17 protein-coding genes and 1 pseudogene are annotated in these 21,630 nt (G+C 46.3%); 13 read left to right on the top strand and 5 right to left on the bottom strand.

The features are described 5' to 3' along the window. Positions 1-2: 2 nt before the first annotated feature. The 5 genes from INR79_RS08545 to INR79_RS08525 form a co-directional block, all read right to left on the bottom strand. Positions 3-644 carry a histidine phosphatase family protein gene (locus INR79_RS08545; protein WP_223096833.1) on the bottom strand — a complete coding sequence of 214 codons (642 nt, stop codon included), beginning with the start codon at positions 642-644 and terminating at the stop codon, positions 3-5. After that, the gene (gene cobU / locus INR79_RS08540) at positions 641-1,183 is read right to left on the bottom strand and encodes a bifunctional adenosylcobinamide kinase/adenosylcobinamide-phosphate guanylyltransferase (protein ID WP_223096832.1); all 543 of its coding nucleotides are present in this window, start codon (positions 1,181-1,183) and stop codon (positions 641-643) included. Before cobU ends, INR79_RS08545 begins: the two co-directional genes overlap by 4 nt. Next, positions 1,183-1,962, bottom strand: a complete 780-nt coding sequence (locus INR79_RS08535; RefSeq protein ID WP_223096831.1) for an adenosylcobinamide-GDP ribazoletransferase — start codon at positions 1,960-1,962, stop codon at positions 1,183-1,185. The genes cobU and INR79_RS08535 overlap by 1 nt, the downstream gene beginning before the upstream one ends. Next, a complete protein-coding gene (gene cobT / locus INR79_RS08530) occupies positions 1,959-2,999 on the bottom strand; it encodes a nicotinate-nucleotide--dimethylbenzimidazole phosphoribosyltransferase (protein WP_223096830.1) in 1,041 nt (346 codons plus the stop codon). Before cobT ends, INR79_RS08535 begins: the two co-directional genes overlap by 4 nt. 238 nt (positions 3,000-3,237) lie before the next feature. After that, the gene (locus INR79_RS08525) at positions 3,238-3,984 is read right to left on the bottom strand and encodes a substrate-binding periplasmic protein (RefSeq protein WP_022606705.1); all 747 of its coding nucleotides are present in this window, start codon (positions 3,982-3,984) and stop codon (positions 3,238-3,240) included. Positions 3,985-4,384: 400 nt separating this feature from the next. On the opposite strand from INR79_RS08525, the gene INR79_RS08520 reads away from it, so the two are divergent. From INR79_RS08520 to INR79_RS08460, 13 genes and pseudogenes are all read left to right on the top strand, one after another. Continuing rightward, a complete protein-coding gene (locus tag INR79_RS08520; RefSeq protein ID WP_004400645.1) occupies positions 4,385-4,702 on the top strand; it encodes an STAS domain-containing protein in 318 nt (105 codons plus the stop codon). Between the two features lie 49 nt (positions 4,703-4,751). Beyond that, positions 4,752-5,564: an OmpA family protein gene (locus INR79_RS08515; RefSeq protein WP_004400647.1), complete on the top strand. Its 813-nt coding sequence runs from the start codon at positions 4,752-4,754 to the stop codon at positions 5,562-5,564. A 22-nt stretch (positions 5,565-5,586) separates the two neighbouring features. Next, positions 5,587-7,665: an SLBB domain-containing protein gene (locus INR79_RS08510; protein WP_410482899.1), complete on the top strand. Its 2,079-nt coding sequence runs from the start codon at positions 5,587-5,589 to the stop codon at positions 7,663-7,665. Next, complete coding sequence (locus INR79_RS08505; protein ID WP_223096826.1) at positions 7,665-8,444, top strand: chromosome partitioning protein ParA; 780 nt, start codon at positions 7,665-7,667, stop codon at positions 8,442-8,444. The genes INR79_RS08510 and INR79_RS08505 overlap by 1 nt, the downstream gene beginning before the upstream one ends. Then, on the top strand, positions 8,441-9,976 hold the full coding sequence (locus tag INR79_RS08500) for a SpoIIE family protein phosphatase (RefSeq protein WP_223096824.1): 1,536 nt from the start codon (positions 8,441-8,443) through the stop codon (positions 9,974-9,976). The genes INR79_RS08505 and INR79_RS08500 overlap by 4 nt, the downstream gene beginning before the upstream one ends. A gap of 9 nt (positions 9,977-9,985) precedes the next feature. Then, complete coding sequence (locus INR79_RS08495) at positions 9,986-12,259, top strand: response regulator (protein ID WP_223096822.1); 2,274 nt, start codon at positions 9,986-9,988, stop codon at positions 12,257-12,259. 461 nt (positions 12,260-12,720) lie between these two features. Next, positions 12,721-14,229: pseudogene (locus INR79_RS08490) on the top strand (sigma-54-dependent transcriptional regulator). Continuing rightward, positions 14,213-15,226, top strand: coding sequence for a glycosyltransferase family 4 protein (locus INR79_RS08485; RefSeq protein WP_223096820.1), 1,014 nt, complete (start codon positions 14,213-14,215; stop codon positions 15,224-15,226). The pseudogene INR79_RS08490 and the gene INR79_RS08485 overlap by 17 nt, the downstream one beginning before the upstream one ends. Before the next feature lie 183 nt (positions 15,227-15,409). Continuing rightward, positions 15,410-16,627 (top strand): glycosyltransferase family 4 protein, encoded by a 1,218-nt coding sequence (locus INR79_RS08480; RefSeq protein WP_223096818.1) that lies wholly within the window; start codon positions 15,410-15,412, stop codon positions 16,625-16,627. Further along, positions 16,624-17,745 carry a glycosyltransferase gene (locus INR79_RS08475; RefSeq protein ID WP_022592500.1) on the top strand — a complete coding sequence of 374 codons (1,122 nt, stop codon included), beginning with the start codon at positions 16,624-16,626 and terminating at the stop codon, positions 17,743-17,745. The genes INR79_RS08480 and INR79_RS08475 overlap by 4 nt, the downstream gene beginning before the upstream one ends. Before the next feature lie 422 nt (positions 17,746-18,167). After that, positions 18,168-18,911 (top strand): acyltransferase, encoded by a 744-nt coding sequence (locus INR79_RS08470; RefSeq protein WP_004408124.1) that lies wholly within the window; start codon positions 18,168-18,170, stop codon positions 18,909-18,911. Next, positions 18,901-20,016: a glycosyltransferase gene (locus INR79_RS08465; protein ID WP_022550519.1), complete on the top strand. Its 1,116-nt coding sequence runs from the start codon at positions 18,901-18,903 to the stop codon at positions 20,014-20,016. Before INR79_RS08470 ends, INR79_RS08465 begins: the two co-directional genes overlap by 11 nt. Beyond that, on the top strand, positions 20,013-21,515 hold the full coding sequence (locus INR79_RS08460) for a GumC family protein (RefSeq protein ID WP_262415395.1): 1,503 nt from the start codon (positions 20,013-20,015) through the stop codon (positions 21,513-21,515). Before INR79_RS08465 ends, INR79_RS08460 begins: the two co-directional genes overlap by 4 nt. Positions 21,516-21,630: the final 115 nt, after the last annotated feature.

Genomic DNA, 21,630 nt, shown 5'->3' with positions numbered 1-21,630 from the left:
TTTTATTTCCTTATATTTGCGCCAATGCTCCTCACTTTAAGAAAAACCTGATCACCCCGACTGAGTTCTATATGAGTGATGGATGCATTCGCGATGGATAACGTAGAGTAAAGTGCAGGGTTTCGCCAATCTAAACCCAATACGCTTGCCAGTATAATTCTGATCACTCCACCATGAGTGATGATGTGCGTATCTTCCTGACAAGTATGGATTAATGATTGCCATTTGGTGTCAACTCGCTGCTGAAAAGCTTCCAGTGTTTCGGCATTAGGCAGTGGATTAGATGCAGGATCTTGCCAAAACTTTTCCAGAAGATTCCATTGCTCGCTGAGCTGAGAAAAAGGACGACCATCTAAATCCCCAAACGACATTTCCTGAAATGCGCTCTCAACCACTAAATCTGGTGTCGAGTAATCCAGTTCAGAAAGGTTTTTCCCTGACGATATCAGTTTAGCCAAATTCAAACAGCGCGATAACGGGGAACAAATGATAGATTTAAAAGTACCAAATTCCGATACCAGACTCTGAGCGATCTGAGCCTGAATTTTAGCGTTAACTTTCGCGTCGGTTATGCCGTTAAGAGCGGGTTCCCCCTCGACTTTTCCATGACGAATCAGGTAGATATTGTACGTGTCATAACTCATTGCGAACCCTTTAACACCAAAGGCAAGCTTGCTGCAACAAATGTGACATCGTCACTTATCTTTGCCACTTTCTGATTCATCCATCCTGCGTTATCCACAAATAGCCGGGTCACTCTTCCTAATGGAACGATTCCCATGCCCACTTCATTGGAAACAATGACAAGGTTCCCCTGACACTCTGATATGGCAACAAGTAATTCATCTATCCTGCCATCCACCTGATCTTGGTGAGCATTATCGCCTAATTCAAAAAGAACGTTGTTCAACCACAACGTCAGACAGTCCACCAGCGCAATATCTCCTGGATTTAATTGGCTGAGCGCAGTTGGCAGGTCGGTGGGTGTTTCTATTAATTCCCACTTAGCTCCTCTTCGCATTTTATGAATACCAATGCGTTCTGCCATTTCATCATCGAATGACGTTGCTGTGGCGATATAAATAAGCTTTTTACCAGACAAAACCTGCGAACTCGCCTGCTCTTCTGCGTAACTGGACTTTCCGCTTCTTGCCCCACCCAAAATCAGATGTGTTTTACCCATCAAAAATTACCCGTATTCAACAATGCCAGAACCACACAATAAAACAGCAATTCCATAAGTTGCTGACCAGCGCCAAGGCAGTCCCCCGTAAAACCGCCAAGGCGAGAGACCAACCAACGCTTAAAAGTAAATCGAAATGCTAGCGCGACTAATACTACTACCGCAGCAGCAAGTGGTGTTAACCACCATATAGAGAGCAAACCACAGCAAATGAGAAAAAGAAGCTCATAAGGTGATTGCTTTTGCGCAAGGGGTTTACTTTTACTCTGGTCAGAATCGGATACATATGGCGTATTAAATATGAGGGAAGCCGCGACAGTGCGGCTAAGCGTATATGCAGCGATCCAGATCCAAAATAACTCCGTTCGCACTGCAAGCTCTGAGAGTAATAGATACTTCCCAAGTAATGCCATGATAAGCGCACTGGCACCATACGTACCAATGCGGCTGTCTTTCATAATGGCTAAACGGCGCTCTGTTGTCATTCCACCGCCCACGCCGTCTGCCATATCCGTCAATCCATCTTCATGGAATGCACCTGTTAGCATCAGGCTTAAAGCCATGGTAAGGAAGATAGCGATATCAACAGAATAAAGAGTAGTCAGCAAAAGATAAGAGAGAGCGCACAGAAGACCGAGTAACGCTCCGACAAGGGCGAAATATCGCCCTGCCCGGTTCATACGTTCTTCTGAATAAGGTGTGGAGGCTGGAATGGGAAGCCGAGAGAAAAAACTCAACGCAAGAAAGAAAAGCTCAGATTGAGTTTTTATCCAGTTCACACAGTTACTCCAGCACTTTGAAAGCTCGCCATGTCATTGTAGAAAGCTGCAGCTGCCAGCACCAACGGATACGCGAGAGCTGCGCCCGTTCCTTCTCCTAAACGAAGACCAAGATCAATCATCGGCTTGGCTTGCAAAGCTTCCAGGACCAGTCGGTGAGCATGTTCTTCCGAGCAATGAGCAAACAGCATTACGTCCCGAACTTTTGGTTCGATACGAATAGCAAGTAAACCAGCGACAGATACAATGAATCCATCGACCAAAACAGGAATGTTTTTCTCCTGAGCGGCAAGGAAGGCTCCTACCATCTGAACGATTTCATACCCACCCACTTCCGATAGAATGTTGATGGGGTCATGTGAGACACCGGAACGTTTACAGCGTGAAATAGCTTTCTGCACTAGGTCAATTTTCTTTTTGAGCTGCTCTTGAGTAATCCCGGTTCCAACCCCTACCGAATCTTCCGCTTCGATGCCAAGCGCCAAACTCAGAAGCGCAGACGCACTGCTGGTGTTGCCAATGCCCATTTCGCCAAACATCAGCATGTCCAGACCGTCTTCGGACAATTTATCAACTACCTTGCGCCCCAGTTGTATCCCTTTCTCAGCGGTGTCGCGAGTCATGGCAGGCTGCTCGGCAAAATTTTCCGTACCGGAGCCAAGGCGTTGAACATGATAGTGATTTTGTTGAGACTCTATCGGAGTGAGGATTCCGGTGTCGATAACCGAAAGTGCAATATTATTCAGCTTACAAAAGCAGTTAATTGCTGCCCCACCAGCTAAAAAGTTCTGAACCATCTGATAAGTCACTTCGCTTGGAGCGATACTAACGCCTTCTCTCGCAATTCCATGATCGCCGGCAAACACCAACATATGTGGCTTGGAGAGTTCAATTTTGCTGGCGGGTTCGGATTTCCCCTGACTCTGAACTAATGCAAGGTGATGTGCAGTATCTTCTAAAAGACCAAGTGCCCCACGCGGCTTGGTTTTTTGGTCAATAACATCTTTTATATATTGAGAATGGGTCTGGTCTAACATTTTTTCTTCTTATTTTTACAACTTAGGCGAATCAGTCTAACCGTAAGATTCACCGTAGGCTATGCCGAATATCAAATATTTAAAGCAGCTCATACCAGAGCATTTATTGAACAAATTAGATGATTTAGTCAATTTGAAGGCAATGGACAATGGATTGCTACCATTTTTTCGGCACACGCAGAAGAACGCCATGTGTTATCACTGAAATACAAATACTGTAGGAAATTGAAACCAATCATTAATCTCCGGCTTCTAAACCGTACTTCACAAGGATTTCCCAGTAAGTTCCATTCTTTTTAATTTCTTTAAGACCGATGTTGAAAGCTCGTAATATATTATTGGCATTGGGGTGTTTATTACTGATGGAAACATGAAGAGCATTGATTGAAAGCGCGTTCTTGGTGAAAGCAAACTGGTCAACATCCATTCCTGCATTGCGCATGATGTGCTTGGCGACTAAAGGTTCTTCCAAAGTGAGGTCGATTCTCCCTGCTTCCAGCTTCTTCAGGTTTCCCAAGGTATCCACGACTGGGTGGCGTTCAAACAAAGGTGAGTTAGTAAACTCGTCTCCGTATCCATAACTACGTACAATTCCGACGACTTTTCCTTCCAGACTATTCATCCCGAAATATTCAAACCCATCACCCTTACGTTTGATAAATTTCACACTGTTGTAGAAATAAGGGTGACTGTAACTAAGATACTCAGTGCGTTCCTCGGTTAACCAGGTGGCGACTAAAATGTCGACCCGACTTCTTTTTACCTCATGAATAGCACGCGCAAAGGGCATCATTTTGAATCGAAGCCTGTACCCCTGAGATTTCAGCGCCTCAGTCACAATATCGACTGCTATCCCTTTGTTCTCGCCACTCATTGCAAATGGTGCCCACTCATCCTGAACGCCAATAAGCTCTTTCATTTGCGTGGCGTTTCCCGCTGGCACTAACAATAACGACAGGAAAAGAAAAACCGTTTTAAAGAACATACTCAACCCCGTCTCATTTGCTTAGCCTGATTGCGCTTGAGTAAAGATCAGCTCACCAGAACCGACCCTTTCTATACACTAGTAACACGAGATTTCCGTATCAATACACTGATACACCAACTGCCCTCTTTATCATAAATAAGACAATACTCATCGTCGTTTTCATTCTTTATCGGCTCAGCACCAATTGTGATCTAACCCCTTGTAAACAAAGATTTCTCATTTTGAATATAGCGATAATGAAACTCGTCACCTATTATCAAATTGACAAAATCTCTAAGTCTCAAATTGAGAAAAGGTCATAAAACCTTCTTATCCAACTGTATTTATTAGTAATTATTTTTGGCACACATCATGCTAACTCTAATAGCGTAACTTTCCCGATAGCAGGAGAAGCACCATGGAAATGCAAAGATCAGAACAGAGCCCTCAATTACTGACCCTTTCAGTTTTGGGTGATATGGATGCAATGGGTTGCAAGAGCCTTCAACCACAAATCGACAAAGTGATCTTTGAAGACACACATCATGAAGTCGAAATCGACCTATCGCAGGTATCTTTTTTGGATTCGTCCGGTGTTGGAGCCATCGTTTATCTCTACAAACGTCTGGTGGAGAAAAAACGAGTCATGCGTATTGAAAACGCACACGGGCAGCCGCTTGAACTGATCACCCTACTCCGAATCAGCAACGCGATTCCAGTGAACAACAACAGCTGACAGACCAGACCGCACGTCGAGGCACGTCATTTTTTTCGGGAGGCTAGGCATGAGATTAATCTACTTATCACTAATCATTATCTCAGTAACAGGATGTACCAGTTTTGCACCAGAGGGTGAAGGCGGTTTAGCAGAGCACTACCCACAAGCCAGTTTTGCAGCCGTTATGCCAGATGAGCCTTTGGGTCCCGAGCACGGCTTACGCTTTGAATGGGAACTGGCAGCAAGACACTTAGACGTTCTTATTCTGGAGCAAGCAGAATGGTGCTTCCCAGCGACGGTGCTTCATGCCAAGAACAACGAAGCCAGAATCGCCAGAGAACTTGAAGGCGGGCTTCATCACGATGCCGCAAACGACTTAATCATCCAGAGAAAGCTGCTTCGCCGTCTGGAAAATCAACTCGACTATGTGCTTTCAAAAGAAGAATGTGTGCCGCCGGGCAGCAATGAAAAAAGCCGTGTCGAAGTAAGCCTAGCGACGCGCTTATACGACCTTCTGAACGCCGACAACCAATTCGCTTTCAACAGTTACGAACTCAATCCCAAATATGTTGGGCGTCTTGCGGAAGCTTCTCATCTTCTCAAAGAGCACCCTGAATTTAAGCTACTGGTTACCGGGCATGCGGATTCAGTAGGCGGAGAAGACTACAACTCTGATCTTGCTATGGAAAGAGCCAAGCAAGTGAAGCGCTACCTCAGTATCTTCGGTCTGGCTCCTGAGAGAATTCATGTCGATTCTGTTGGCAAGTCCGATCCCCTATTCGAAGGAAACGAACCTCACGTAAGACTTACCAACCGCCGTGTAACGATTGAACTGCTTCAGGCGGATCAAATCCTGCCTGCGGAGGTGTCCAATGAATAGATCTCTGCTGTTCCTTATTTTAATGGTTTGTGCGTGCTTTTCAGAAGGCACTTATGCCAAGGAAGAACGTGTGAACGTGGGCGATCTGATAAGCGTGATGCTTCCCGGTGAACCAACATTGAACAAAGACTTTCAGGTAGACAAACGTGGACGTCTGATTCTTCCCGAAGTGGGTCCCATTCACGTGGCGGGAAAGACAGAAGACCAAATGGTGGCGACTGTTACTATCAGCCTTAAAACCGTATTGCAGGACTTGTCCAACTTAAAAGTATTTGTGAGCAAGAAGCAGCTGCTAGTGAGTATTCAGGGTTATGTTGAAAGCCCGGGTGAATACACTTTGCAGCAAGGCGACAGTGTTCAACTGGCACTTCATGCTGCCGGAGGTTTGCGTTCTGGTGCGCAGTTAGATCAAATCCAGCTTCGCAGAGGCGAACAAGTTCAGGTCTTTAATTACAAAGCATTTCTGGATACGGGTAACGAAAACCTGTTGCCAGATATGAAATCCCTCGACATTCTTTTCATTCCGGCATCTCCCATGGTGGGCAATATCGAACAGGAGTTCGACCCCGCCAAACTCGCTGATTCCGGTGATGCAGCCGATGGTAAAAATGCGATCAAAGTATTCGGCGAAGTGAATGCACCGGGTACGTTTTCCTACAAGGAAGAGAACAACTTGGTTGATCTTCTGATGCGCGCAGGCGGGGTCACACGCTATGCCGCTGTGGAGCAAATTCGGGTCATCACTCACAACGAGCCTACCCTGTTCAGCCTGAAGAAATATCTGGATACCGGTAATGCTAACCTGTTACCCAATCTGGTACCCGGGGCAACGATCTTCGTACCTAAACAGGAAGAAGAAATTAAGTCCGGTTCCAACACTGTGTATGTCATGGGTGAGGTGGCTAAACCCGGCGCGTTCGAGGGCAAAGAAGGCGCGACCTTTATGGACATTCTGGCAAATGCCGGAGGTCCTACACGTTTCGCCGAATCTCGCCAGATTCGGGTAATAAAGAGTAGTGGTCGAGTCATTAACTTTGACCTTTCTGGATACACCGAAGGGACACAACGTGTCGCACCACCAGCCATTGGTCCGGGTGATGCCATCTTTGTTCCTGAGAAAACGGACATCAACGAAAAGTCGTGGCTGAAAATTGCACCAAACCGCGCTGTGCGTGTCATCGGAGAAGTGAAAAGACCCGGTCGTGTCGAATGGTCTGATGAAATGAACCTGATGGATCTTCTAGCTCACGTTGGCGGTCCTGTCGGGCGCGCAGATACCAGCCGAATTGAAGTCGTCACTCCTACTCCTGCTGGGGTTCCTCAATTGACTGTTTTTGATCTGGACGATTTTATTAAGCGTGGAGCAAGCGACTCTGAACTCCCATTAATTCGTGCAGGCAGTACGGTACGAGTTCACGACCTTCCACAAGACCCTTCAGACAACAAAGCACAATGGGTTCGTCAGGCTTCCGATGCTTCTATTTACGTATTCGGTCAGCTTTCTGCCCCTGGTCGTTACCGATTTACTGAAGACATGCACTTTCTGGACATTCTTGCCGCGGCTGACGGTCCTACTCAAAATGCCGACATTCACAATATTCGGGTTACACATAGAAACGGAAAGTACGCCAGAGTCAGCAAGCTCAACCTTTCTTTGTACTTTGAAACTGGTGACGAGTCGCTGCTGCCAAAAGTAAAACCCGGTGACACCATCTATGTTCCAGAAAAGAACAAGAACTGGCTGGATGAAAGTAAAGAATCCACGATTCGAGTGTTGGGCGCGGTAAGAAACCCTGGTCGTTACCGCTTTAACGACACCATGACCATTCTCGACTTACTGGCTGAAGCAGGCGGTCCGGACAACAACGCCTACCTTGAAAAAATCAGCGTGGTCAACATGTCTTGCTGTCAGGGACAAGCCAGAACCTTTGACCTGATCGAGTTCAGCCGAACCGCTAATTTCCGTTCCCTGCCTGTATTGCGTGCTGGTGATACTGTGTATGTGCCAAGAATGGACGAAAGTATTCTGGAAAAAGTGCGAACAGGTTTAGACGACGTTTTCCGTGTACTCGCGACGATCGCCTTGATAGGAGCATTGTAATGTCTATACCTGCGTGCAATATGGAAATTGAGCAGGTGTTTCTGCAACTAGAGAAGCACCACTGTCGCTCTCTCTGCATTACATCAACCAACTGCGGTGAGGGTTCGAGTTCAATGGCGCTGGCGTTAACAGAACGACACCTGCTTGCTGGCTACCGAACATTGTTTGTGGATTTAAACCTTAAACACCCTAGCCTTATGACGCTTGATCTGCCAACCATGCTGCCAAACTCAGGCGACAGTGAAGACGTATTTGAAGATTTCGACGTGATAGATACTGACGGCAATACCATTGAACCCGAGCCTACACCGGGGCCTTGTCAGCATCTGGCTATTGTTGAAGGGACGCATGAAGTTATCACTGGGGTAAACGCCCCTACTGAGAAAGCTGAGATTATGGGCTTCCGCCAGCCACATATGCTGAAACAGAAGATTGAGGAATGGTTAAAAGACTATGATCGAGTGATCATCGATACCAGCCCCATTTCTCAGCTTAACGCCAATAACATACCCGCAGAAACCGTTGCTGGTGCCTGCGATGGAACCATTCTGATGTTGATGGCAGGCAAAACCAATCAGTCAGAGCTCTCTTCTGCGATGGCGCATCTTAATGACAATAACGCCAATCTGGTGGGCACCGTGATCAATGACCTTCATCACCCGAGCCTGGCGGATGAGCTATGCCGTCAGATAGAAAAAGCGAGATTCTTGCCCAAGAGTTGGGTATCCAAAATAACGCTGTCTATTCGCAAAGCACGTTTCTTACAGGTGAGCATATGAGTACACAAAGAAACATTCAGCTTTTCGAACACGAAAGACACACTGATTTAGAGTCGGTCACCGTACTCAGGCAATGTCTATCCAAAGCTCTAAACAGTACTTTGAGTGTTTCAAACCTTAAAAATAACATATTGTTGTGTTTCTCGGAGTGGGCTACCAATCTGGTTCAGCATGCATCACCACAAAGCCCTTCAATCAAAGTTATCTTAGAAAAGAATGCGAGCAAACTGTTCTTGTCTGTGTCGGATTCTGGTCAGCAATGGGACCCCACCCTGAAAGATTCGAAAGACATTATTAGTCAGTTTACGGAATCAGAGGAAGGTCGTGGTATAGCCCTCATTCAGACCTTTTGCGAACACCTTGAATACTCCAGCAACAATGGAATCAATACGTTATTGATGAGTTGGGACATTCCCATCCAGACTCGAAAACCAGATGTGCTGATCGTCGACGACGATCCACTATTGCTCAGAGTGTACAAAGCTTATCTTGATAAGGACTTTACCATTACCTGCGCGCAAAATGGCGATCAGGCTCTGGGGTTAATTAAGGTCAACAAATACGATTTAATTATCTCCGATATCCAGATGCCTACCATGGGTGGTCTGGAGCTTCGCCAGGCAATTAAGTCCGCTCAGGATGGTCAGTCGATTCCTTTTATTTTTCTCACTGCACTGGCGGGTGAAAATGTACAGATGAATGCCAACCACCTCGGGATTGATGACTACCTTATTAAACCCGTGGATAAGAAGTCGTTGTTGTTCTCGGTTCAGCGGGTTCTCGCCCGTTCTGAACAGGTTTACAACCATCTTTCTCATCGGCTGGATGAAAAAATCACCAACAGTTTGCTTCCTAAGATCCATTCCCCCGACTCAGGCTGGGATATCGCAGTACGCCAGAGGAACACGGGATGTGGCGGTGGCGACTTCCTGCTTTCAAAAGCCTTTGGCGAAGAAGATCTGTATGTTCTCGCTGATGTCATGGGTCACGATGTCAGCGCAAAATTTTTTTCGTATGCTTACGCCGGGTATCTGCGAGGGTTATTAAACAACACTCGGGAAGCAGACCCTTGCCTGCTGCTTGGTCAACTATCTGATAGTGCATTTGACGATCAGCTACTTTCTCAGGTTACCCTGACCAGCTGCGCCTTCTCTCTGCATGGGAACAACGAAATCGAGCTCGCTTCTGCAGGTCACCCTTGCCCACTTCTAATATCAGAAAACGAACTAGAGACCATTTCTGTTCAGGGCATGCTTCCAGGTCTGTTACCAGAAACTCTGTACTCACCACTCAAGCTAACCCTAGGGAAAAAGCAACGAATCGCATTATTTACAGACGGGTTATTTGAATCAGGTGACACCGTCACAGAAAGAACACAACTAACAAAAGAAATAGAAAAACAACTGCTTCACACACTTGAGCTTCCCATAGAGGAAGCCATAGATACTGTGATGGCAAACTTCGACGCATTGGCAGGCACTCCCCCTAATGATGACACCTTATTAATGCTCATTGAGCCAAAGCATGCGTAGGAGACAACAATGAATCTTCGGTTGAAAACCATCATCGGCATCGCGGGTATAGAAATCATTATGCTGATGACTCTGGTGCTGAGCGCAGTCAAATTTCTGTCTGATTCTAACGAGCAACAGCTTCTGCAACGTGCCGACACCACCCTGAAAATGTTCGCAGGAGCAACCAAGGATGCCGTGATCTCTTCCGACATTGCGACGTTGCAAACACTGGTTGATGACATTCTGGATCTAAAAGATTTGTGCTACGTCCGAATTTACAATGATCAGGGCAGACTTCTGGTGGAAGGTGGTGAGCAAAACCTGCTACAGCATTTTGCAGCCATGGACACAGGGCTTTCCTCTGCTAAGGATGGCGTGTTTGATCGGGCAACATCCATTACCACCGGCTCGCTAAGGCACGGTCATATTGAAATGGGGTTCGCAACCAAAGACATACACGGCATGCTAGACAATGCGAAAACCTGGATACTAAGTATCGCCTCGATTGAAGTGGCTCTGGTTACTCTGTTCTCATTGATACTGGGGTCTTACCTGACAAGAAATCTATACAAAATTAAGCATGCGGCGCAACTTGTCACTCAGGAAGGTCCCGGGGTGCAGGTCGCAATTGCAGAAGGAGATGAAATAGGCGAACTTGCCAAAGCGTTCAACTCCATGTCTCAGAAACTGGCAGACAAACAAAAGGAACTGGAAGTGGCTCGCAAGCAGGCTGAATCAGCAAGCGAAGCCAAAAGCCGTTTTCTTGCTTCAATGAGCCACGAGATCCGTACCCCAATGAATGGCGTACTCGGGCTGCTTGGAAGCCTGGAACAAACGCCTCTCGGTACTGAACAGAAAGAACTGGTTCATACTGCAACTAACTCAGGTCAATTGCTTCTTTCTATCATCAACGACATTCTGGATTTCTCCAAAATGGAAGCCAGTACACTGATGCTAGAACCTTCGGCTTTTGACTTAAATGAAAGCCTTACTCAGTCGGTTGATTTCTTTAAACCTCAGGCAGAAGAAAAAGGGCTTTATATTGATCTGAATGTCAGCCCGAGCGTTCCCGCTTACGTGTACGGTGATGCCTATCGCTTCAAGCAAGTCCTGCTTAATCTGATTGGTAATGCGGTCAAATTTACAGAGCATGGAGGTGTGGATGTTCACGTACATGCGGAATATCACGAATCGCGAGTAGAGTTGTTGTGTTCAATTAAAGACAGCGGAATTGGCATTGCGGAACACTACCTTCCTCATCTGTTTGATGAGTTCACCATGGTCGACCAGTCCTTCGCTCGTCACTATGAAGGATCGGGGCTTGGTTTAGCGATTACTCAAAGGCTTCTCCATTTAATGGATGGAAACATCAGCGTACAAAGTGTGGAAGGCATCGGAAGTGAATTTAAATTTAGTGTCCTGTTTGAAAAATCAAATCAGAGCGAAGTTGACCAGCATTTTCATCAGGCTCCCACCACCGATTTCACGTTGGCAGGTCGAAACCTGTTAGTGGTCGAGGATAACAGTGCCAATCAGCTTGTTATCAAAAGCACATTGCAACACGCAGGCGTCACCCCAGATATCGCCAATAACGGGCGCGAAGCAATAGATGCCGTTAAGCGAAAGCACTACGACCTGATTCTTATGGACATCTCAATGCCTGAGATGGATGGCATGACAGCGACGAAACACATTCGCGCCCTGTCTGAAGAATATTCCAACGTTCCAATCGTTGCTCTTACGGCTCATTCCTTATCGGGTGACAAAGAAAGATTCCTTTCTTCTGGGATGTCGGACTACCTTTCTAAACCTTTTAATCGCTCAACTTTACTATCTTGTCTAAGCTTACACTTAGGTGATAAAAAAAATGAGGATGTTATGGAAAACAGCTCAACTGAAAGAAAAAAAGACATCGCCGCGATAACGGCTTTTGAACACAATGACGACGGGGCGACTCTGGTCGACGAAGAAGTCATTCAACAGATCATCCGCGACACCGATGCCAGTGTGTTACCTGAACTGATCGAATTCTACCTACAGGAATCGAAAGATCGCGTTTCTCATCTGATGGAAGCGGCTAACACCCGGAACATCGAAGCACTTGAATTTGAATCTCATACACTAGGAAGCAGTTCCGTCACTTTGGGAAATCAGAGGCTTTCCAAACACGCTCGAAAAATAGAAATGCTCTGCGTCGAAAAGAAAGTTGAAGAAGCACTGGAATGTGCCGCTGCCCTGCCGAGAGTCGCAGACCTGTCTTTTGCGGCATTACGCGAACGAAGTGCAAGAGGATTTGAGTAACGAAATCTCTTATTTAAGTGGAACTTTTAGGGTCTGTTGACCTTTCGAGATGATTTTTGCAGCAATTTGTGGGTTCTTTATACAAGGCAGCGCTTATTCGATGTAGTCACTCTACATCAATAAGCGGTAACACAGTAGAAAGGAGCCACAAATGCTGCCCAAAGGGTTCGTTTCTATGTGCTTTACTCTTTGTTGCAAGGTATTTACTTAGAATGACTAAGCGAAAGACCTTGCGCCGCGATTAAAACACATAGAAATCGAACAAAATTTAACCGCGAAAGGTCAGCAGACCCTACTTAGCCCATAAAACTGTTTTAAAAAATATGGGCTTAACTTTGCATCCACCAGAGTTGTCTGCTTAACTTAATATCAAACTAGAATAATAGCGATTAATTGCTTACAAGATAAGACTACTTGCTTAAGAATCGGGGACCATGTCAGGGCATGGGAGATGAAAAACTATGACTCAACCTAAAGTTCTGCTAGTCGAAGACTCAACGTCACTGGCGATACTCTACAAACAGTACGTAAAAGATGAACCGTACGATTTTTTCCACGTAGCGACGGGCGCAGAAGCTAAAGACTTTATTGAAAAGAATCCACCTCAGCTCGTGATACTGGATTTAAAACTGCCTGATATGCATGGTCAGGATGTGCTTGCTTGGATCCGGGAAAACCAGATATCCACATCTGTCATTATTGCGACTGCTCACGGTTCAGTGAATGTCGCCGTCGATTTAATGCGAATCGGTGCTGACGATTTTCTGGAAAAACCCATCAATGCCGATCGACTGAAAGCCTCCATAAAAAACCATCTGCAGAGAAACAAGCTAGAGCACCTTGTTGAAGACTTGCAATCAACGCTGGACAGGAAGCGTTATCAGGGCTTTATCGGTTCCTCTCTGCCTATGCAGGCGGTATACAAGATTATTGATTCGGTTGCTCCTACCACCGCCAGTGTCTTTATCTGTGGTGAGAGCGGTACGGGTAAAGAGGTATGTGCAGAAGCCATTCACAATCAGAGCAACCGTAAAAACAAACCTTTTATCGCCCTCAACTGCGGGGCGATTCCACGCGACTTGGTAGAGAGCGAAATCTTCGGTCATATGAAAGGAGCGTTTACAGGTGCGACGACAGACAGAAAAAGGTGCAGCCTCTCAGGCGAATGGCGGCACACTGTTTCTTGATGAATTGTGCGAGATGGAACTGGATATGCAGAAAAAGCTGCTTCGCTTTCTGCAAACCGGACGTTTCACTCCTCTTGGTGGCACAAAAGAAATTCAGGTGGACTGCCGGATTATTTGTGCAACCAACCGGGACCCACTGAAAGAAGTTCAGGAAGGTCGTTTCCGTGAAGACTTGTATTACCGTGTTCACGTCGTCCCTATTAACCTGCCCCCTCTCCGTGAACGCGGAACTGACATTATCGACATAGCCAAATTCTTCCTGCGCAAATACGCCCGTGAAGATAAGAAGAAGTTCACTGGTTTTAAACGCGACGCTGAGTTGGTTCTGTGTAACTACGACTGGCCGGGTAACGTACGTCAGTTGCAAAACATTATTCGCAATATCGTTGTACTTAACGATGAACCTCAAGTGTCAATGGAGCACCTACCGCCACCAATTGAACACCATGTCGGCTGGTGTCGGCAGTACTTCAAGAGTTATTAAAGCACCGGTACCAAAACCTGAGCCAGTGGTTGTTTCCATTCCCGAGGTCGTACACCGCTGAAGCGGAAGTCGCGGTATCTACGGCAACCGCCAATTTTGAAGCACCTACCGCCCCAGAGCCTGCTGAAATGGGTAAGATGCCTGTCAGACCAATGGCAGAGATTGAGCGTGAGGCAATTCAGAACGCAATCGAATACTGCGATGGCAATGTACTGAATGCAGCTGTGCTTCTGGAACTTAGCCCATCCACCCTTTATCGTAAAAAACAGGCATGGGAAACCCATGAAGAAGAGGACTAACCCACTCAAGGTTTGGCTGACTCTCGATTCTCAGGGGTTCGGTGGTATTGAATCCCACGTAGTGCAACTGGCTATTGGATTACGCCAGTTGCATTGCGACGTAAGCGTTATGTTCTTACGTGAATACCCGACTCCCCATCCTATGCTCAAAAAGTTGAAAGAAGCCGATATTCCCTTTGAATTTCTTGATGGAACACTCTCGGGTTTCTACCAACAGGCAAAATCCCAAAAACCCGATATCGTGCACACCCACGGATACAAAGCAGGCATATTCGCCAGGCTGGTTTCATTGGTAACAGGTATCCCCGTCATCAGTACATTCCATGCAGGCGAAATAGGTTCTGGTAAGCTTCGTTTTTACGACTGGCTGGACAGGAAAACCGCTCGGATCTGCAAGCACAGTTTTGCAGTTAGCCCACTTATCGCAGAACGCTTTTCACATTCAGTTCCCGTAATTCGGAATTTTGTGAGTACAGATGACCTGCCATTTAGCGAAGGAAAACAGATCGCCTTTGTTGGCAGATTGAGTCATGAAAAAGCTCCTGATCGCTTTTTAGAAATGGCAGCTCTTGACCTTTCGACTGACTATCACATTTATGGCAGTGGTCCGATGGAGGAAGACCTGAAACCTCAGGCTTCAGGCAATGTTGTTTTTCATGGTCATCAAAAAGACATGTCAAAGATTTGGTCAGACATTGGACTTCTTGTGATTCCTTCTCGCTACGAAGGGCTGCCAATGTCAGCATTAGAAGCCATGGCACAAGGTGTTCCGGTACTTTGCACACCGGTCGGAAATCTGTCAGAACTGGTAATTAATGGCGAAAATGGCTGGATAAAAGAGTACGCCAACTTCCCTATGGCAATCTCAGATTGGCAAAACATGCCATGCGACAAAAAAATGGCAATCCGAATTGCCGCTAAAAGAGCTGTAGAAAAAGGCTTTTCAACTCAGGCAGTTATTCCATCAATTTTGCAGATCTACCATCAACATTGCTAGCATTTTCATTTTGAGAATGCATTTTCAAAATGAAAATGAACCTCTTCAACAATAAGAAACAAAGAGCACATCAATTTATCACTTTCATATAAATCAACAAGATAATTACAATCATTAGATTGGCACATCTATTGCTCCCTAATAATTCAAGCTAATCAGAAAAGCGATTCTTAGGGAGGCAGCATGGATACCACAACCAATATTTTGTTGGTCCAATATGACAATTCTGACGCGACTGACGTTGTTGCACGCCTCCGCGCAATTTGCTCTGGTCTGCAGACTCAATCTTTTACTGTCACTCTCTGGCACTGTCTGGATGCAGAAACTGAATTTCTCCTTCAACGAGAATTTCCTGAAGTTTTATTTTACTCGTCTGACTCCAGTTCTACGTCTTCTTTGGCCGGATGGTATCAAAAATACCAAGTTGGAAAGCGAATTGTACGCACAGAGAGTATTTCTCTGATCCATTGCTTAGACAGCTTAAGTTGTCAGTGGATGAACTGGGTAGCCAATCACTGTGATGTTCCCATTATGGTGGACGTAGAAGCCAAATTTACTTCCGTTGATTCTTTGCCTTTGGGTATTCGTTTAATGCCCAAACTTATCGCTCCGGGTAATCATGTCGCCTCAGCCTTAAAATCTCTGGGATACCCTGGCGAACAGATTGAAGTAGTACAAAGACCTGTTGCTGCGACGGTTTCACCTTCTCACCGCGCAAAGGTGCTGGATTTAAATACCCATTTTAATTTGGAAAATGACGCTTTTGTGCTGATTAACAGCGAGCCGCTGACTCAGGAAAGTGGGATTGACGCTCTGATACAAGCGTTGACGATGGCGCGTATGGAATACCCAAATGCACACCTTGTACTGCTTGGGCAAGGGGAAGAGCGCAGTCAGCTTGAGCAGCAGGCTATGTTGCTTGATATCAAAGATGCGGTCCATTTCGTATACAGCCCTGATGATCATACTCCCTACTTCGAGCAAGCTGATGCCTACATTAGCGGTGCGAGAAAAGACGGCGCAAGAGACCATATCGTCAGAGCCGGACGCTGCGGGCTTCCTGCAATCGCCCCAATGATTGGTTCTAACCCGGAAGTCATTCGTCAGGGAATGACAGGATTCCTGGCACTGGCGCATTCACATGTTTCACTCGCAGAAGCCATTGAGATGATGGCTTCTGATAACAACAGACTGACCTATTTCTCTGAACAGGCTCGCTATCTGGCACAACGCCTGTCTGACCCGAAACGGTACTGTGTGACACTTGCAGCGATTTACCTGCAAGAGATTGAGTCACATTACGAGTACCGATACTCAGCTCATCTATCCCCTTTGCTCAACAACTTAGGGTACATCACTAAGTTACTCACTGGTGGCAAAGCCTCTGGAGGTTCACTATGAACAAGGCATCACACATTCTAGTCGTCGCGTCCGGCGATCAAGGTCAAAGCACCAAATCCTTGACTCAAGATGTTCTTAATCAGCTTCAGGGTGATGATACAAAGATTACGGTTATGGCACCGGATCAGTCGCAGATCGAAGGTTACGCTGGCATCACGGTTAGCCAGAAATCCATGACACCCAGTAACAATCCACTCGTTCGCTGGTATCGTGCTTTGGCATTTTGTTGCTGCGTCATTTTTGCTCGCCTGCGTTACGGAGAGATATCCAGTGTTTTACTGACTTCTCAACCCAGTGCCAGCTACCCGGTATTTTTTCTTCGCAATTTGCTTAAATATCAGGTGGTTCAGTTAATCAGTCAGCCTGTGAGCTGGACGCCTAAAAACGGTCTATGCCTGACCAAAGCGGATAGAGTGTTCTATTTACAGAGCATGCGTGAATCCATGCTTGAAGCAATTGCATGTCAGTGGAAAGAGTGTCCAAACACAACAGCACACCAACAGGCTCAGGATATAATTCAGAGCGAAAGGTACACCCCTTTCAAAATGGGCTACATCTATGTTGATCAGCCCATGCAGGAAGAAAACAGCCTGAAGCGAGTATTTTGTGAAACTCAGACTCGCAACCTGGCCCATTTACTGGATGCACTTGCTCACATCAGAAAAGAAAATCGCCCTGCGATCTATCTGAAAGAAACTGGAGCAAACATCCACAAAAATACAGACATCAAACACCAGTCTACATTGCTTGGCTGTCAGCGCTGCGAAGAGGATGTTCAGTGGGCGCCTGGGAACATTTATCTGGCTCTGCCCGGTAATCTTGATAACGAACGTCAGGTGTTGAAAGCACTGAGCACGGGAATGTGCGTCATTATCCCTGCCGATGGTTCATTCTGGGATTTAGCGCTTTCCAATCAGGTTAACTGCCTGAAGTACAAACCATACGATATGTCTTCGCTAAAAGAAAAACTGGAGCAGGTGAAAACCAATCCGGTGGCACTACAAAGCATTGCCAAAGCGGGAGCGCACATTGCTCACGGGTATCGCGCAGACAAGTGCTACACCAGCATTATCTCGGCTTTGACTAACCGCTCAACGACAGAACAACATCACGATTGAGTGTCGCTCTGGCACTCTTCTGACTTTAAGAGACTTCAACATACTGGCAAAAGCCTGATGAAACTTTGTTGAAAGAAACATGGTCTATACTAAATGTGTACAATTTGTTATCAGGATGTACACGAATAGACGCATTCAGAATGCAAACATAACTTATGCTGCTCTTTTCAGACTAGACGTACGTAGTAGATAAAGAACAAAGCCATGATGTAGGAGGCGTTATGTTACCGAATCAAAAACCTAAAAAACCATCTAAGCAAAGATCATCAACCAAAAAAGACTCATCCAAATCGCGTGTCAAATTGAGAATCCCAATGTCATTGACATAGAAGACAGCGTATCTCACTGTATTTTAATACTTTATTTTCTGGCACAATCATTGAAAGAGCATAGTCAAACGTCACTGCATAACAGGACAGACTATGCTCTCATTACATTTACAATCTATAAAAAATTGGCTTAAGCATAGCGACAGCCCACTCGCCGAATTTCTATTTCGAAACATTAAACGTGTTTTGAATTTCGAACTTCCTCTGCCTCATCTGGTATGCAAGCTTGCTTACTTTATCCATCAGCAAATCAGTCTTGTTTGGCAGACAACGCTTCGCGTTCTTATTCACACACCGGTATTCAAAGGCCGCCTCAACCAATTTGGCGACAACCTGTATCTTTACGGTGGTGTCCCTTTCGTTTCAGGTCCTTTATCAATCGAAGTCGGAGACAATGCTCGTATCTCGGGTCACACGACTTTTTCGGGCAGAACGCTTACCGACAAGCCGCTTTTGAAAATCGGCAGTAATGTTGATGTAGGCTGGCAAACCACTATCGCCGTCGGCACTAAAGTGGTTCTGGGCGATAACGTTCGCATTGCTGGTCGCTCATTCATCTGTGGTTACCCAGGTCACCCGCTGGATCCGAAAAGCAGAGCTCAAGGTGCTCCCTGCTCGGATGACCAGACAGGAGATGTGGTTCTGGAAAACGATGTGTGGCTGGCTACTGGCGTGTCGGTTATGACTGGTGTCACCATAGGACAAGGCACTATCGTCGCAGCAAACAGCGTTGTCACTAAAGATCTTCCCCCCATGGTTCTTGCTGCTGGAAACCCTGCAAGAGTCATTAAATCCCTAACACAAGACACTATTGAGGAGGTTCGCCATGCCTCGTGATTTGATTGTATTCGGAGAAGACTGGGGCGGACTGCCTTCTAGCACTCAGCACCTTATCAACCGTATTAGCCACAACCGCAAAGTACTTTGGGTAAATTCGATTGGATTGAGAAAGCCTCGATTGTCAGTGCGCGACATGAAAAGAGCGTGGACCAAAATTACTGCCCCAACAAAGAAAAGCACCGATGCAATGCAGGTTAAACCTAATTTCCCGGTTGTAACACTGCGCACCATCCCAGCCCCATGTTCAATGTGGGCGCGCAACATGGCGAAAAACTGGATGAAGTCTCAGTTGCTGCCTGTGATAGAACATTACGGGATGAAAGACCCAATTCTATGGACATCACTGCCAACTGCCGCAGACCTGTGCGGTGAGCTGAACGAATCTGCTGTTGTGTACTATTGCTGTGACGATTTTGGCGCACTGACTGGCGTTGATCATGGCTGTGTGCTGCAACACGAGCAAAAGCTGGTCGAAAAAGCAGACATGATTCTGGCATCCAGTGAAAGCCTGATGAGCAAATTCCCAGAGAACAAGACTCAGTATCTGCCCCATGGTGTCGATTATTCTCTGTTTTCGACTCAGGTTCCTCGTGCACAGGACTTACCCACAGATGGTCGCCCTATCGCCGGATTCTATGGCAGCTTATCTAACTGGCTTGATTACGACATGCTGGATCAGGTATTTCGCTCGATGCCGGAGTGGCACTTTGTGTTCATTGGTCAACTCGAACTGGCAACCAACCCACTTCCGAATTTACCTAATGTTCATTGGCTTGGTCCAAAACCCCATCACGCCCTGCCAAGCTACAGCCGCCACTGGCAAGCCAGCATGTTGCCATTTGTCGATAACGAACAGATCAAAGCCTGCAATCCACTTAAATTGCTGGAATACATTACGGCGGGTACGCCGATTGTTACGACTGACTTCCCGGCGCTACAACCGTTCAAAAAGCTGGTTCACTGTGTGCGTAGCCCGAGAGAGTTCAAGTCTGCACTGGAAAACAGCCAGTTTATGATCAATCAATCGCAGCCTGAAGCTGCTGCCAGACACTCGTGGGACAACCGTGCTCGCGAGCTTGAAGTCTGGTTGGAGGCACTATGATGACATTAAGCCAGAGAGTCCTCATTATCTTGATGGGTGCATGGCGTCGACGCTACTTAATTGTAATGCCAACCCTCATTTTACCAATCCTGGGTTTCTTGATTGGTAAAACCACGCCAAGATATTACGACTCGCATACCAGTATGCTGATTCAAGAAACCGCGAAGATGAACCCATTTTTGGAAGATCTTGCCGTATCTACCATGCTGAAAGATCGTCTGGATGCACTAAAAACACTGCTTCATAGCCGTCATATTCTGGCTTCTGTCGCCAAAGAAAGAAATCTGGTAAGTGATAACCCTTCCCCAATTGAACTGGATGCGGTGATTCGTCAGCTATCTAACAATCTTAAAGTCACCAAGATTGGCAGAGACCTGTTAAAAATTGAGTATCGCTCAAACACGTCTGAAGGGATGAAAGAAACTCTGGAAGCCGTAAGCCATCACTTCGTTGAGCAGTTGCTTGCGCCAGAGCGTTCTTCCATGACCGATTCTCAGAACTTTCTTTCTGAGAACATCAAATACCGTCAGGCAGAGCTGGACGCCGCTGAAGCCGCGCTGGCGAAGTTTAAAAGCGATAACGGCTCGTTGCTTCCGGAAATGCAGCTTGAAGCGTTAAGCCGTCTGGCACAGCTAAAACAAAGACTGTTTGAGAGACAAGCCGAATACGCCGGAGCCAAAAGAACGTTAGGAAGCCTGGATGTTCAGCTTTCAAAAACCAATCCGGTTGTTGGCAAACTGGAAGAGCAGATCATTCTAATCCGCAGTGAACTGACTTTGCTCAGAGCCAAGTACACGGACTCTCACAGTAAGGTTCAGGCTAAAATTCGCAACCTGAGAAGGCTCGAGACAGAACGCGCGAATCTCCTTGCTCAAGGTCAGCCTTCTTTGGACAGCACCCAACTTTGGGACATCGCCAGTTCAGCGGCTATCGAAGATTCGGATCAGAACCAACCCGTTCTGATTTCTCAACTGGATGACTTGCAGAAAGCGCGTTCAAAGGTCGACAGTTTAGAAGAGGAAGTGAAAACCCTTCAAACCATGATCACCGAACTGGAAAAAATGACGTCTAAGTTTGGCGAGAACGAAAAAACCTTACTTAACCTGCAACGCGACCTTTCTTTGAAACGCCAACTGTATGAAAACCTGTTGGAACGATACGAAATGGCAAGGTTAACCAGTTCGCTAGGTGTTTTCGAACAAGAAAAGCGCGTAAAGGTGATTGATCGTCCTTACACACCAAGTGCGCCATCCAATTTGCCTCCCATCATCTTTCTGATTGCAGGTATCGTGGGAGGGCTAGGGCTGGGTGCAGGGATTGCCCTGATTCTGGAGCTAACCGACACAGCAGTCAGACGACGCGATGAAGTGGAACTTCTTACAGGCAAACCTGTGTTAACCCGTGTTCCTAAGATGAGAAATACTGACGATGACAGTGTGCTGGATCTTGGTTCAAATACCACTTCTATGCCAGTGATTGACATCACCCCCAACGCGTAGATCAGCGCATTAGAAAGACAAGCCCGCATTTCTGCGCAATGTAATTCATTTAAGCGGAGCTGCATTGCGATTAACAGGATATCGGTTTTTTGAAATTTTAACCGCCCTAGGTCAA

The sequence above is a fragment of the Vibrio sp. SCSIO 43132 genome, from assembly GCF_019904195.1.
GTDB lineage: Bacteria > Pseudomonadota > Gammaproteobacteria > Enterobacterales > Vibrionaceae > Vibrio > Vibrio nigripulchritudo.
This window is presented reverse-complemented; position numbering and strand designations above follow the sequence as displayed.

Coding starts and splice junctions, on each gene's coding strand:
- INR79_RS08545 (WP_223096833.1), bottom strand. CDS start 644: ATGAGTTATGACACGTACAATATCTACCTGATTCGTCATGGAAAAGTC.
- INR79_RS08480 (WP_223096818.1), top strand. CDS start 15,410: ATGGATACCACAACCAATATTTTGTTGGTCCAATATGACAATTCTGAC.
- cobU (WP_223096832.1), bottom strand. CDS start 1,183: ATGGGTAAAACACATCTGATTTTGGGTGGGGCAAGAAGCGGAAAGTCC.
- INR79_RS08485 (WP_223096820.1), top strand. CDS start 14,213: ATGAAGAAGAGGACTAACCCACTCAAGGTTTGGCTGACTCTCGATTCT.
- INR79_RS08460 (WP_262415395.1), top strand. CDS start 20,013: ATGATGACATTAAGCCAGAGAGTCCTCATTATCTTGATGGGTGCATGG.
- INR79_RS08500 (WP_223096824.1), top strand. CDS start 8,441: ATGAGTACACAAAGAAACATTCAGCTTTTCGAACACGAAAGACACACT.
- INR79_RS08515 (WP_004400647.1), top strand. CDS start 4,752: ATGAGATTAATCTACTTATCACTAATCATTATCTCAGTAACAGGATGT.
- INR79_RS08525 (WP_022606705.1), bottom strand. CDS start 3,984: ATGTTCTTTAAAACGGTTTTTCTTTTCCTGTCGTTATTGTTAGTGCCA.
- INR79_RS08465 (WP_022550519.1), top strand. CDS start 18,901: ATGCCTCGTGATTTGATTGTATTCGGAGAAGACTGGGGCGGACTGCCT.
- INR79_RS08495 (WP_223096822.1), top strand. CDS start 9,986: ATGAATCTTCGGTTGAAAACCATCATCGGCATCGCGGGTATAGAAATC.
- INR79_RS08510 (WP_410482899.1), top strand. CDS start 5,587: ATGGTTTGTGCGTGCTTTTCAGAAGGCACTTATGCCAAGGAAGAACGT.
- cobT (WP_223096830.1), bottom strand. CDS start 2,999: ATGTTAGACCAGACCCATTCTCAATATATAAAAGATGTTATTGACCAA.
- INR79_RS08505 (WP_223096826.1), top strand. CDS start 7,665: ATGTCTATACCTGCGTGCAATATGGAAATTGAGCAGGTGTTTCTGCAA.
- INR79_RS08470 (WP_004408124.1), top strand. CDS start 18,168: ATGCTCTCATTACATTTACAATCTATAAAAAATTGGCTTAAGCATAGC.
- INR79_RS08520 (WP_004400645.1), top strand. CDS start 4,385: ATGGAAATGCAAAGATCAGAACAGAGCCCTCAATTACTGACCCTTTCA.
- INR79_RS08475 (WP_022592500.1), top strand. CDS start 16,624: ATGAACAAGGCATCACACATTCTAGTCGTCGCGTCCGGCGATCAAGGT.